The organism is Shewanella sp. 10N.286.51.B8 (genome assembly GCF_041469325.1).
Taxonomy (GTDB): domain Bacteria; phylum Pseudomonadota; class Gammaproteobacteria; order Enterobacterales; family Shewanellaceae; genus Shewanella.
In genome coordinates, this window is sequence record NZ_JBFRKG010000041.1 from 128062 (window position 1) to 141934 (window position 13873).

Below are 13873 nucleotides of genomic sequence, written 5' to 3' on the forward strand. Positions count from 1 at the left end.
TATGGCACTAGTTTATGGCATTAGTTTGTGCCGCTAGTTTAAGCGCCGCGCCAATTGCGCATTTGGTTCGCTTCAACCGACAGTACTACGACTTCTGATTGGGTCATTTTATCTTGTAGGGCCTGTTTATCAGGATTGATAAGAATAAATAAGTTACCAATACCAGCCAGTGACCACACCACGCGGGCAAGCGCAGTAACAAAACTTAAGTTTTGTCCATTAGGGTGCTGCACTTTTAAGCGCCATGCTCTCATCCCTAATGTTTGACCGCCGCGGCTCCAAAATAAGGCATAAAAAGCGACGACACAAAGTACGACCCATAACTGATAAATACCTTTATACAGTGGGGTTTGATGCAGTGCATCTGCAATGTGCTCGTAACCATCCATTGAAATAACGCCGCTGCTGGTAAGGCCGACAAACAGGCCAAAACCAATGGCACCGGCAACCATATATACGGCTACAGCCAATAATGAGTCATATATTATGGCGCCACAGCGGCGGATAAAGCTGGCTCTAGGGAAATTAGCGTGGTCTGAATTTATCATGTAAATCCTTTTATTGTTGTTGTCACTAATAATTGGTGATGCCACTAATACAAATGCGCTTAACTCTTAACTCTTAGCGGTTAGTTTTTGACTGTTAGCTTTGCTCGTCATCATCACGAACAAATTTGATGCTACTAAAACCGAAACGGGCAAACTCGGTTTTACGGTAATCTTTTTCTGCTTTAGCCCCTTTTTTAGAGGTCATTGCAATTTGCTGTTCCATAGCCAAGAAGTTGGTTAAATCAATACCTTCAGCTTCAGCCGCAGCTTCGTATAGGTCATGATGTATATCGTAACTGAATGCGATTGTTTTGGTTTTACCTTTAAAGGTATAAATGACTTGGCGAGCCATGGAAACTCCTGAGTTTGGCGGCTTAACATTAGCTTGCTAAGCAACACATACGACTAAGATAAGCTGGCGGTTAAGCATTGATACTTGATTACGCAGCTTTTGAGATTGATACCCCTGAGCAATTTATTTACAGGGGTAAAAATTTGAGGGCTATTATAGCTAAATGCAGCGTTTCAAGATAGCTTTGTCATAATGCAATCAATAAGGATAAAAGATGCACAAAATATCAAGTCTCAAATTGCTGATGGTTAGCTTACTATTGGTAACCTCTAGTGCTGCTATGGCAGGAAAAGAGGCCTTTAAAGCTGGAACTGTGATAAAAGGCTATGGCGAAATCGCGACAATTGACAGCCAACTGGCCTTGCCAAAAGGCATGCAATTTAATATCGCTTTTGATATGAGCAAAGCGGCTAAGGTTGGTGAGGTTAATCGCAGTTTAAATACCCTTGCTAGATTTATTAATATGCATGAGGCTGCAGGGGTTAAATCTAAAGATATTAATTTAGCTATGGTCGTACATGGCAGCGCCGTTGGGGACTTAGCTGATGATGGCTATTATCGCCAGCAACACGGCTTAGCTGCGCCCATCGAAAATGCCAATAAAGCTTTGGTACAGCAATTAACTGAATATGGGGTGAAGGTCTATATTTGTGGTCAAAGCGCAGCGTATTACAACCTTAGTAATCAAGCATTATTGCCTGGAGTTGAAATGGCATTATCAGCAATGACGGCCCATGCTATTTTGGCGGAGCAAGGCTATAGTCTTAACCCATTCTAAAGCCGTTTCTAAAACCTTTTCTAAAATGTTTGGCTAAACATCATCTTAAAATTCTTTAAGAAACCCAACCAGAAACAAAAAAAAGCGCCGACATTAAGTTAGCGCTTTTCGTTACAGCAGTTAATTAGCGAGTTAAGCCAGCGACTCTACTAATAAACATAACTCTGATAACTGGTTGTTTGGGTATACCAAATAGGTTTTATGATGTTTGATAAGACTGGTTTTTTTATTACCTTGGCTAACCAATAGCCCTTTATTGAGCGCTTGCTCGGCAAAATATTGCTCATCACCACGCACATAGATAGCTAAAGGCTTAATGAGTCTATCTACATCAAAATAGTGCGACAGCTGATGTTCACAAATCACCATACTCGATTGACCATTACCCGCCAGTTTGAGCTTTTTGGCACCTGAGTCTGAAAACGCAGTATCAGTAATAACAAACCATTCGTTGCTATCTAAATGCTCGATAAGCGCATCGATTGCGCCTTTTTCAGATAAGGTGGTGGTGAGCACTTGTTGGTATTGAGTTGCGATACGTTGCAGTAGCTGCGGTAACATGGCGCCAGCGCCTTGGCTGCGAGCCATACGGATCCAGCTATTGAGATCATCTGCAACCATTTTAGGAAAGCGCTTATCCCGTAATGACTCCACCATCCATGCACACAGAAAATGACTTTCTTGGGCTGGGGTTCGCTTGGCTTTTTGCTTTAATGCAGACTCTTGCAAGGCTTTAATCCCTGCTTCAGCTAGGGCCAAAATCGCTTGGTTGTATGTTGGTGCTTGTGTTGTATTTTGCATAAATAACTCCGCCGCAGAAAAATGGGAAGTGCGGCGAGGCTATTGTAGCAAAGGCGAGTTATTGCTGCTGCAAATTATTGCCCTTGCAGTAATTTAGCCGCGGTTAAGATAAGCTCAGGTGCGGGGCGCACTTTATAATTTGGATTTATGTATTGAAAGTGTACCAAGCCGTTTTTATCTGCCAGATAAACTGCAGGCACTGGTAAGACTAAGCGCTGCTCACCTGCAGGTGTGGTCCAAAGAGTATTTTCAACACTGAGCTTGGCGCGGTACATACTAGTGACTTTTTCACTGGTATAAAAGGCAATACCAAATGCTTGGGATGCGGTCATATTTTCATCTGATAGCAATAGGTAATCCAGTTTATTGTCATTCATTGAGGCTTTAAGTTTAGCGGGTGAGTCAGGTGAAATCCCCACTAACTGAAAACCCATTTCAATTAATTTAGGCTCAATAGCTTTAAGTTGGCCCATTTGAACATTACAAAATGGGCACCAACCGCCACGATAGAAAAAGAAGATAGTGGGCTTAGCTGCGGTTAATGCTAGTAGGTTAACCTTATTGCCGGCAACATCTTTAAGGTCAAGGTTCGGGATTTGTTGTCCATTCATTAATGGCATGACGTGGTATTCATCGCTAGCAATAGGTTTAGCCATTGAAGGTAAGCTAAATAAGGCCATTGCGACGACTAATATAAGTTTTTTTAACATGCTGAAATCCATATTCAATTAAAGTGATGATCTTAGTGAGCGCCCTAATTGGCACTTCTTATCGCCGAGTTATACTGGTTATAATATTCGCTGTTACGGCGACAATGATTAGACCTGATCACCACAGTTTTTATTTCATCGAACTTACTTAAAGCGAATAATGAGTTACTTATTGGTTTTTAGGCATAAAAAAAGGCGCTAATAGCGCCTTAATATTGAAATAATAAAGGGATGATTACTTCAGTTTTTTGTACTTAACGGTACTGGTTGATTTACCTACCGTTACGCGGCGACCTTGCATGTTACGCTCACCTACAACTTGCTCACCCGCGCTATCAGCACGTTGTTGTTTCTTCGCAAAGCTACGACGCTTTTGAATTTGCTTTAACAGTAATTCACGGCTGCCAACTTCATAACCTGGCGCAGTAATTCGGCGAATTGGTTGACCGATTAATTTTTCAATATCATGTAAGGTGCGCTCTTCTTCGCGGCTCACAAATGAAATTGCGGTACCTGATTTACCTGCACGTCCGGTGCGGCCGATACGGTGCACATAATCTTCAGCAAGAAATGGTAAGTCATAGTTAACAACATAGCCTAAATCTTGAATATCCAATCCACGAGCGGCAACTTCGGTTGCAACTAGCACACGTACTTTACCTTCAACAAATTCACGTAATGCACGGCGTCGACTGCCCTGGGCTTTTTCGCCATGAACCACAGCTGACGGAATACCATCAAGGTTAAGTTCTTTCACTAGCTTATCTGCAGCATCACGGGTTGCAGTGAAGACTAACACCTGTTGCCAGTTTTTAGTGCCAATCAATTCAGATAGTAATTCACGCTTACGGCGCTGCTCAACGGGATAAACCACTTGGCTTACGGTATCTGCGGTGGTGTTTTGTTTGTCAGCAGTAATGACCACTGGCTTTTCAAGCATTTCGTTAGCAAGCTTCTTAACTGAGGTTGAGAAGGTGGCTGAGAATAATAAGTTTTGACGCTGCTTATTCACGGCTTGAAGAATTTTTTGAATGTCGGTGCTAAAGCCCATATCCAGCATACGGTCAGCTTCATCAAGGACTAAAAACTCAACATTTGAAAGGCTTAAGTTACATGCGTTTAAATGCTCAAGTAAACGCCCTGGGGTTGCTACAATAATGTCAGCACCACGTTTAAGCTTTTGCGCTTGGCTAGTCAGCTTTACGCCGCCATAAATGGTCAGTACTTCCATGTTGATGTTCTTGCTGTAATCAGCAATATTGTCAGCAACCTGAGCAGCTAGCTCGCGCGTCGGGGTTAAGATTAACGCGCGGGTATTTGAATGCTGTAACTCACGTGGGTTTTCAACCATTTTTTGCAGCATAGGTAATGCAAATGCGGCTGTTTTACCAGTACCGGTTTGGGCGCTGGCAAGTACATCTTGGCCACGACGAATTGCTGGAATAGCTTGTTGTTGAACGGGTGTCATAGTTTTATACCCGCAATCAGCGATCGCACTTAATATTTCTGGGGCGAAGCTAAAAGATTCAAATTTCATTGGTATCTTGTTCCTATCATTATCACGTCATTCAACAGTTCAGTGGCTAGTTAACTAAAAATATTAGTTTTCAACCTGCCTGAGTATAGTTCATCGTGCTAGTACCAAAACGACTTAGCATGTCATTTTAACATGGGTTTTAAAGTTCGCTAATGGATCAGCGGCGGCGGAGTATAACAAAGTTTTTTGATTAATTCTTAACTAAGTTTTGTGGTCAGTTTTTAGGGCATGATTATGGCGACGTTATGGCAATTAGAAACGGGCTCTGAAAACAAAAATGCCCAATTTAAATGGCTTAAAATTGGGCAAGTATGGGGATAATGACTGAGTTATATTAAAGCTCAGTCGTTACCTCAGTTAACCATGCAAGGTCATCACCTGTGAGCATAGTTGATAAGGTGGTAAACACTTTTTGATGGTAGCGATTTAACCAATCAATTTCAGCTTGAGTGAGTAAGGATTTATCAATTAAACGCTTATCAATAGGGATTAGTGTTAAGGCATCAAACTCCAGCATTTCACGCTCAGCATTAACTAGGCTTGGTGATGGGAGCACAGCCACTAGGTTTTCAATGCGAATACCAAATTCATTAGCGCGGTAATACCCCGGCTCATTGGATAACACCATACCTGGCAATAATGGCACGCCATTCACGTTTTTACCAATGCGCTGCGGGCCTTCATGAACACTTAAAAAATGTCCTACGCCATGGCCTGTGCCATGGTCATAATCAAAACCATGTTGCCACAAGTACTGACGAGCAAAGCCATCTAACTGCTGGCCTGATGTGCCTTTAGGGAATTTGGCTTGATCAAGGGCAATATGACCTTTTAATACTAAGGTGACCATTTTTTGTTGCTCAGCGCTGACGTCACCAATGGCAATAGTACGGGTGACATCTGTGGTGCCATCAAGGTATTGCGCCCCAGAATCTACCAAGTAAATGCTGTTCATGGTCATTTGACTTGGCGTGGTGTCATTATGATTGTAATGACACATAGCGGCGTTAGCACCGGTGGCTGAAATGGTATCAAAGCTTGGCTCACGATACAGTGGGTCAATTAATCTGAATGATTCCAGTTTATCGGCAAGCTGGGCTTCATCATAAAGACGGTTGGCGGCAACTTCCATATCAAGCCAAGCAAGAAAACGGCTTACTGCTGCACCATCACGGATATGACATGCTCGCATACCACTAAGCTCGGCGGCATTCTTTTGTGCTTTTGGCAGCGCGACAGGATCTGAGCCCGCAACTAATATGGCGCCCGCTTGCTCTGCGGTTAGCTGGGTCCAAGCATTGCTGGTATTAGGGTCTGCCAGCAGTTTTACACCGTTAAGTTGCTTAAGCGCTTCAGCTAATAATGATTCATCTTTAAATTCAACGCCAGCGCCCACATGCTCAGCAAAGCCTTGGGGCAGTTTGTTGCTATCAGCAAATAAGGTCATATCACCGTTGGCATTGAGTAACGCGCAGCCTAAGGTGACGGGTAATCTTGGCACATCGTTGCCACGAATATTAAGTAACCAACAGAATGAGTCTAAAGCGGCAATTAATGCCATATCGGCGCCTTGCTTGGCAATGATGTCACCAATTTGTTGACGTTTATCAAGGCTATTACGGCCTGCGCCCTCATGGCTAAATAAGGTAATGGGCTCTGTTGGTAGCATTGGGCGTTGCTGCCAATGGATATCAATTGGGTTTTCAGCAACTGACACTAAGCTAATATCAGCTTTTGTTAATTGATGCTGTGCTTGTTGATACCAAGCTAAGGTATGTAATCGGCTATCTATGCCAACACGTTTACCTTGAGCTAACTTATCAATCAGCCATTGAATTTGCGGCGTATCCGTTAGGCTTTCATAACTAAACAACTGCGCATCAACTTGCAGTGCCACTTGCACTGTGTAACGACCGTCAACAAAAATAGCGGCCGTGTCTTTTAAAATAATAGCCATGCCCGCCGAGCCGGTAAAACCAGTAGCCCAATGCAGCCTTTCATTGCGCTCAGGGACATATTCACCGAGGTATTCATCTGCTCGGGGAATAATAAAAGCATCGAGATTTTGTTGCGACATGGTTTGGCGAATGGCGTCAAGGCGCTGAGTGATCGTATCTGGCATGGTTGCTCCATTGGAGGTGGCTGATTGATTCAGTCTTATTAAGGTAAAGCGATTATCGCAACGGCGGTTTATTTTCAAACAAAGCGCTGACGATAGTCATCATCTGCAGGGTAACCGCAGCGAGTGTAATGTTGAAATACAATTGATAATTTATATTGTATACATTTTGTGGTTGAAGTTTACACTATGCGGATTATCGGATCACTAATAGAATAAAATTTGCTTATCTAGCATTAATTATCGGAGCGTACTATGACAGTCGGAGTCGGAACCCAAACCCCACAACAAGCATTAGCGAGTTTGTCAGATATGACCCATGATGTGGCTGCTATTGGGGTAGGAGAGTTTGAACAGCGAATTAGCCAAGCACAGCAATTAATGCAGCAACAAGGCATTGAAGCCATCTACATTAATGCTGGCACTAACCTGTACTATTTTACCGGTACTCGCTGGTATGCTAGCGAGCGTATGGTTGGGGCGATTATTCCTGCCTGCGGTGAGCTTGAATATATTGCCCCTGCATTTGAGCTTGATACCTTACAAGGTTATATGGCCGTCAAGGGCAAGGTGAATACCTGGCAAGAAGATGAAAGCCCTTTTCAGTTATTTGCCGACATGCTAGCAAATAAAGGCATTAATGCTGGCAAGGTGGGCATTGATGAAGCCAGCGCTTTCTTTATTTTTGATGGTATTCGCAGCGCCAATGATCAACTCAATTATGTGAATGCCAAAAGCATCACTGCCGGTTGTAGAATGATTAAATCGCCAGCGGAGCTGGCCTTGTTGCAACGAGCTAAGGACATGACCTTAGCGGTTCATATTGCTGCCGCCAGTATCTTACGTGAAGGCATTAGCACCAAAGAAGTGGAAGATTTTATCCATCAAGCCCACATCAAGGTTGGCGCGCCAGCAGGTTCATATTTTTGCATTGTATTGTTTGGCGAAGATACCGCTTACCCCCATGGGGTTAAGTCGCCTAAAACACTGGATTTAAACGACACGGTATTGATTGATACCGGTTGTCAGCTAGGCGGCTATAACTCAGATATTACCCGCACTTATGTATTTGGTGAGCCAAGTGAGCGCCAACGTGAATTATGGAATTTAGAGCAACAAGCGCAACTGGCGGCGTTTGCTGCTGCGACTATTGGCGCAACGTGTGCAAGTGTTGATAAAGCGGCTCGAGAAGTAATCGTTAATGCAGGTTTTGGCCCAGGTTATGATGTGCCAGGTTTACCCCATCGCACCGGACACGGAATTGGCTTAGATATTCATGAATGGCCCTATTTAGTGCTAAACGATCACACCCAGCTAGCAGCAGGAATGTGCTTTAGTAACGAGCCGATGTTATGTGTACCAGGTGAGTTTGGCGTTAGACACGAAGATCATTTTTATATGACTGAATCTGGCGCTGTGTGGTTCACCCTGCCGGCTAAATCAATTGATGATCCATTTGGGCTAAGCTAGATATCGACATCACTATTTAGTGAGTTGCGATAAACAATATAGATGAACCAATAAAAAATCCCTTGTAGCTTGGCTATAAGGGATTTTTATTTTCTGGCGCTTAAACCTTAAACCTTAAACCTTAAACCTTAAACCTTAAACCTAGAGGCTTAAACTTAGTCGCTAAAACTTAGTTGTCTAAACTTAGCCACTTAAATTGTGATCTTTAGTCAGAGTAGATTTTTAGCTGATTTCATTCTTAGTTTATTGCTAATAGCTCAACTTCAAAAATGAGTACTGAACCGCCTTGGATTTTACCTGCCGAGCGATTGCCATAAGCTAAGCTGCTAGGAACAAAAAAGCGGAACTTATCGCCCACTGACATTAATTGCACCCCTTCAGTCCAGCCAGGAATAACCCGATTTAGTGGGAAGTCGATACTTTCACCACGTTCAACCGAACTATCAAATACCGTACCGTCGATAAGTGTGCCGTGATAATTAACGGTCACTGTGTCAGTCGCTTTTGGATGCTCAGTTGCATCACCTTTATGCATTATTTCATATTGTAGCCCTGACAAGGTGGTAACGACATCTGGATTTTTTTCATTTTCTAATAAGAAAGCATTGCCTTTAATGATGTTCTCTTTCGAGGCTTTTTCATTGCTTGATTGAGTGTAAAAGTAAAAGATGATCCCTGCGATCACGCAAACGGCTAAAATGATTTTCATAATATATTCTTATGGTTGCTAGCAATAGATGAATGGTACTCACCCAAGCGCAGCAGGTAAAGTGCAGCTAGGTATTTTTACGGCTAAATCATGTTTTTAACAGCTACAGGTTAGTTGGCTGTTTACAAACATACGATATAAGCTTGCAGCGCTGTTAAAACCCTTGATATTGCAGGTAGGCTAATCCTGAAAAAGCCAAAATGTTAACCAATATGCTACAGAGGTAAATCCACTTAAAAGGTGTTTTTTGGGTTTTGTGCCTAAATGTTTGTTGAGCCAAAAGCCCTGCTGGCCAGCCACCGAGTAAGGCAAAGAGGTGTAAAGTGCGCTCTTGTGTTCGCCATGTTTGATTTGCAGCAGCGCGTTTATCAAGCCATGTAATCAAAAAGCTCAACAGGTTTGTAGCGGCAACATAAATTGCCAAAAATGGCCAAATGCTATAACTAAAGAGTGCCATCAAGCATAAGCTGATTAGTGCAAATATTTTCATCAGTGTCATGAATCCTTTTATTCCAAAGTATCAACTTTCATTTTAAATATCAGCTTAACAGCTAGTTTTTAACCCAGTCATTTTTTTGAAACCAGCTTACGCCAAAGTGACTCTAGCGGGCCTTGGCTTAAATAGCGCAAATAAAGCGGCGCTAACAGCAATTGCAGCCCACTTAAGCCAAGTGCAATTAAGATATAGTCAACTCTATCAAGGCTGGCGTTAAGCTCAGGCATAAGATAACGAAATAGGCTGACACCTATGATGGATTGTAAAATATAACAACTAAAAGCCAGCTTTCCCACAGCTTGAAAAGGCGCGAGCACGTGAGTGGAATCTTGACAGGCTTTTACTATAAGGTGTAAGTAAATCAATGTCATAGGAATTGCACTTAGCATCATCACTATTGCTGAAAACTCAACTAAAATAGCGCTTGAACTGAAGCTTAACAGGCTATCTAGGCTTGATAATATAATGGCCGCAATAGCGCACTTGATTAAGGTTGTCCGCTCTAATCCATGTTCAAATGCCCCTTGTTGATAAAGTGCCATTCCCCACATCATTAGCCCCCCTAAAAACCACATTAAGGTTAACGGTATAATCAGTAACATGTAACCGACTTGGTTAAGTTGTAATAACACTATGTCACTATAATTTGCAGACCATGCTTGCAGCTGCTGAAGGTGGAATTCAGAGCCGCGATAATAATACTCTGGCTCTACTAACAAGCTCAGCAAGGCCATAACGAGCAGCGAGCCAACAATAAATTGATTAGCCCGTTTTTTTAACTGGGTGATATCGCCGTTGAGGTAATTCAGGGCTAAAAATGCACTAAAGGCATAACTGAGTAATATATCGCCGCCCCAAATAAAAATGCCATGGAGTAAACCAAATACTGCAAGCCATATTATGCGCCGTTTTAATAATGGGTAGGCCACTAAACTAGCCGCCTCGTAGCGCTTATATTGAATATATAATCCAGCGCCAAATAGGATAGATAGCAGCGAAATAAAGCGCCCTTCAAGGAAGAAATTACTAAAGACTTCTAAAATGATGTCTGATTGAATTTGAGGGTAATGCTGCGCATAGCCATAAAAGCTATTGTTCATAAAAAAAATGTTCATGAACAAAATACCAATAATGGCGATGCCTCTGAGGGCATCCATATTGGCATTGCGATTACCGTGACTTTCATTAATGGTTAATGACGCTGGTGGTGGCTGTTGAAGTGTATCTGAGGTTAATGCATTAGGGCGATTAATATGAGTTGAAGGATCCATTTCGAGTTCATATCTTTGTTGATTAATTATTGTAATAAAAGACTAACAGCCTGCGGTTAAAATTGATACAGACTGTTAGCTGAGACTACTTAGCGGGTTTTTCTGAAATCCATAATTTGATGCTGCCACGAACAACCACTTTGCCTTCAGTATCATAGGCATTAACCGGTACTAACATATCGCCCACTTGCCATTGCTCAGGGGTGACTTCGGCGACACATAAAATATCTGTGCCTGCTTTGGCGGTGTAATCAACCGACATGCCTTTTGGGATCCAGCGTAAATGCTTTGGAATAGACGCTTCTGCCATCACGCCCATGGCCATCTCTAAACCATTACAAATAGCAATTACGTGCACGGTTTTTATGTGGTTGTGTACCGCGCGACGTTTTTTAACTAAAACAGCACAGTGGTTCACTCTTAATGCGGTCACGAGAGGGCGCACGGTAGCAAAGTAGGGCGCTGTTCTTGATACCATCATTGAGAATATTTTATTACCGAAAGGGTATTTAGTGACTTTGTGATACAAGGCTAATACGTGATTGGGTTTATCGTGACTCATAGCAGTCCTTTAATGATTCTAAACGTAGGATTAATGTTGTTTTCAGCCATCTGGTTTTATTTTTATCTGGTCAGATGAGTTTTTGGGGTTTGAGTTTAACATCCTTGTAACGGCTTGCACATAAGCGAATCATATTGATAAAAGATATATTCCTTCACTGAGCTTAGTGCAGGTATAATTTGTTTTATATGCTGTTACTGCTAACCAAGTCACATGACTTTCAGTTTATAAACGTCCAACATAAGATGTTTATCGGCTGGCTTTAAGATAAGGTTTTATCAGGTATTTAAGCTTGTATTTCTCACCTCTAAGGTGTGTTCATTTTATTAATAAGGATTGGTTTTGCATCATTTATTAAATTACTTCAAAGGCATGGCGATGGGCGCAGCCGATGTTGTACCTGGCGTTTCTGGCGGCACAATTGCTTTTATTACGGGCATTTTAGACCCGTTATTAGATGCGATTCGTAAAATTAATCCTTCACTTTTTGGCATTATTAAGCAGCAAGGTTTTAAAGCGGCTTTCATGCACATTAATGGCCCTTTTTTGGTTTGTGTGTTTGGCGGGATCCTAACCAGTATCTTCACGCTGGCAAAACTCATTTCTTGGTTGTTAACTAATCATCCTATACCGGTATGGTCGTTCTTTTTCGGGCTGATTTTATTTTCTGTTGTTCATATGCTTAAGCAAGTGAAAGGGATTAACTTACTCCAAGTGGCATTATTTATCTTAGGTGTCGCCTTTGCTTGGGCTATCACAGTGCTTAATCCCATTGAGCTTGAAGTGAGTTATTTTACCTTCTTTATATCTGGCTGCATTGCCATTTGCGCGATGATTTTACCAGGTATTTCAGGTAGTTTTATTCTGTTGCTATTAGGTATGTATCCAGCCGTATTAGCTGCAGCCAAAGGCTTTGATATTTTAATGCTGGCTTGTTTTGCCTGTGGTTGTGTTGTGGGCTTACTGAGCTTTAGTCATGTGCTTTCAGCCATGCTACGTAAGTTTCATGATCAAACACTGATGTTTTTAACTGGGTTAATGTTAGGCACCTTAGGTAAAATCTGGCCATGGAAAGAAGTCCTCACCTGGCGTGAAAATTCCAGTGGTGAGCTGGTGGCACTCACAGAGCAAAACTTATCACCAATGCAGTTTGAGCAAATAACTGGTGAGCCATCTCAATTAACCGCTGCGATTATTTGTCTAATTGTTGGTATCAGCTTAGTTTGGGGCTTAGAGAAGTTTGGGCAAAAACACTCGGCTTAAAGCGAGGCGTATTAACTCAAGCGAAAAACATTTTTAGAAGGGCTATGCAGATATTGCGTAGCCCTTTTTTTATGGGGTGGGACAATACTTCTATGTTTACCTTAGCATTGTTAACCTTAGTCAGAACTTCTTGAAAATTAACTGCAAAAGAGTGATTGCTTAAATTGAGTTCAGGACTAATATCAATAAAAAAAGATGATCTATTTAATGATAGTAATCGTAAATATTTCTACGCCATAAGTAGTCGCCACAAGGAGTTGTATAGTGAATACAGAAATCTTTAACTCAGAGAAAATCCAAATAGGTATTAGTAGTTGCTTGTTAGGGCAAAAAGTAAGATTTGATGGCGGCCATAAAAACTCAAATTATTGCAATAAAGATCTCGCGCCATTTTTTGATTACATCAGCGTATGCCCTGAAATGGCCATAGGTATGGGCGCGCCACGCAAAAGTATTCGCCAAGAAATTGATGGTGATAAAATTTTTGTTAAAAGTGCAGATGGTAGTATCGATGTTACCGACAAACTTGCTGAGTTTAGTGAAAAGCGGGTTAAGGAACTCAACTTTATTGGTGGTTATATTCTCTGCGCTAAATCGCCAACCTGCGGTATGGAGCGGGTGATTGAGTATAAATACGGTACCAATAATGGCACTAAATCTGGTGTGGGAGTTTATGCCAGAAAATTAATGGAGACCTATCCCCATTTACCCGTGGAAGAAGAAGGGCGGCTATATGATCCTTTGATAAAAGAGAACTTTATTACCCGCGTCTATGCTTACCATGAATGGCATTGCTTGCAAGCTGAAGGCTGGACTAAGCACAAACTCATGCAGTTTCATGCCCGTTATAAATACCTATTAATGGCTCACAGCCCACAATGGTATCGTGATTTAGGGCCAATCTTAGCGCAGATTGATGATCTTGAGGCCACAGCACAAACCTATTTTGAAGGCTTTATGACGGCGTTAAAGATCAAAGCGACGCGAAAAAACCATACCAGTACCTTGCAGCACATTCAGGGCTATTTCAAAAAACATCTGTCTAAAGATCAAAAAGAAGAGCTTACCGAATCGATAATGAAATACCGCGAAGGACTATTACCCTTATTGGTGCCAATAACCTTAATTAACCATTATTTACGCGAACACCCAACCCCTTATATTGAAGGGCAGGTGTATTTAAATCCGCATCCAGAAGAACTCAGGTTACGCTACGCTTACTAAGTTGTAATAAACGTGGTCGTATTAACCCTGCGG

Annotated in this window: 14 protein-coding genes; 4 read left to right on the plus strand and 10 right to left on the minus strand. The window is 42.0% G+C overall.

What is annotated here, in order from left to right:
* Nucleotides 1-38: 38 nt before the first annotated feature.
* Nucleotides 39-548: an RDD family protein gene (locus AB4160_RS15915; protein ID WP_102438796.1), complete on the minus strand. Its 510-nt coding sequence runs from the start codon at nt 546-548 to the stop codon at nt 39-41.
* 94 nt (nt 549-642) lie between these two features.
* Nucleotides 643-900 (minus strand): DUF2960 domain-containing protein, encoded by a 258-nt coding sequence (locus tag AB4160_RS15920; RefSeq protein ID WP_102438794.1) that lies wholly within the window; start codon nt 898-900, stop codon nt 643-645.
* Nucleotides 901-1114: 214 nt separating this feature from the next.
* On the opposite strand from AB4160_RS15920, the gene AB4160_RS15925 reads away from it, so the two are divergent.
* The gene (locus AB4160_RS15925) at nt 1115-1678 is read left to right on the plus strand and encodes a DsrE family protein (RefSeq protein ID WP_102438792.1); all 564 of its coding nucleotides are present in this window, start codon (nt 1115-1117) and stop codon (nt 1676-1678) included.
* A gap of 132 nt (nt 1679-1810) precedes the next feature.
* Here AB4160_RS15925 and AB4160_RS15930 read toward each other — a convergent pair whose 3' ends face one another.
* From AB4160_RS15930 to AB4160_RS15945, 4 genes are all read right to left on the minus strand, one after another.
* Nucleotides 1811-2479, minus strand: a complete 669-nt coding sequence (locus AB4160_RS15930) for a DUF2913 family protein (RefSeq protein ID WP_102438790.1) — start codon at nt 2477-2479, stop codon at nt 1811-1813.
* A 74-nt stretch (nt 2480-2553) separates the two neighbouring features.
* A complete protein-coding gene (locus AB4160_RS15935; RefSeq protein WP_372005478.1) occupies nt 2554-3189 on the minus strand; it encodes a peroxiredoxin-like family protein in 636 nt (211 codons plus the stop codon).
* Between the two features lie 235 nt (nt 3190-3424).
* Nucleotides 3425-4726 carry a DEAD/DEAH box helicase gene (locus tag AB4160_RS15940; protein WP_076541129.1) on the minus strand — a complete coding sequence of 434 codons (1302 nt, stop codon included), beginning with the start codon at nt 4724-4726 and terminating at the stop codon, nt 3425-3427.
* A 334-nt stretch (nt 4727-5060) separates the two neighbouring features.
* On the minus strand, nt 5061-6848 hold the full coding sequence (locus AB4160_RS15945; RefSeq protein ID WP_372005480.1) for an aminopeptidase P family protein: 1788 nt from the start codon (nt 6846-6848) through the stop codon (nt 5061-5063).
* Between the two features lie 252 nt (nt 6849-7100).
* On the opposite strand from AB4160_RS15945, the gene AB4160_RS15950 reads away from it, so the two are divergent.
* Entirely contained in the window at nt 7101-8315 is a 1215-nt protein-coding gene (locus AB4160_RS15950; protein ID WP_372005482.1) for a M24 family metallopeptidase, read from the plus strand.
* A 238-nt stretch (nt 8316-8553) separates the two neighbouring features.
* On the opposite strand, the gene AB4160_RS15955 is transcribed toward AB4160_RS15950, so the two are convergent.
* The 4 genes from AB4160_RS15955 to AB4160_RS15970 all read right to left on the minus strand — a co-directional run bounded on the left by AB4160_RS15955 (nt 8554) and on the right by AB4160_RS15970 (nt 11353).
* On the minus strand, nt 8554-9024 hold the full coding sequence (locus tag AB4160_RS15955) for an FKBP-type peptidyl-prolyl cis-trans isomerase (RefSeq protein WP_372005484.1): 471 nt from the start codon (nt 9022-9024) through the stop codon (nt 8554-8556).
* A 154-nt stretch (nt 9025-9178) separates the two neighbouring features.
* The gene (locus AB4160_RS15960) at nt 9179-9523 is read right to left on the minus strand and encodes a DUF1294 domain-containing protein (RefSeq protein ID WP_102438781.1); all 345 of its coding nucleotides are present in this window, start codon (nt 9521-9523) and stop codon (nt 9179-9181) included.
* Between the two features lie 68 nt (nt 9524-9591).
* Nucleotides 9592-10791 carry a DUF418 domain-containing protein gene (locus tag AB4160_RS15965; RefSeq protein ID WP_372005486.1) on the minus strand — a complete coding sequence of 400 codons (1200 nt, stop codon included), beginning with the start codon at nt 10789-10791 and terminating at the stop codon, nt 9592-9594.
* Nucleotides 10792-10876: 85 nt separating this feature from the next.
* A complete protein-coding gene (locus AB4160_RS15970) occupies nt 10877-11353 on the minus strand; it encodes a hotdog fold domain-containing protein (RefSeq protein WP_102475549.1) in 477 nt (158 codons plus the stop codon).
* A gap of 342 nt (nt 11354-11695) precedes the next feature.
* Here AB4160_RS15970 and AB4160_RS15975 point away from each other — a divergent pair, with 342 nt between their 5' ends.
* Nucleotides 11696-12616, plus strand: a complete 921-nt coding sequence (locus AB4160_RS15975) for a DUF368 domain-containing protein (protein ID WP_372005489.1) — start codon at nt 11696-11698, stop codon at nt 12614-12616.
* Between the two features lie 264 nt (nt 12617-12880).
* Nucleotides 12881-13840 (plus strand): YbgA family protein, encoded by a 960-nt coding sequence (locus AB4160_RS15980; protein WP_372005492.1) that lies wholly within the window; start codon nt 12881-12883, stop codon nt 13838-13840.
* Nucleotides 13841-13873 lie beyond the last annotated feature (33 nt).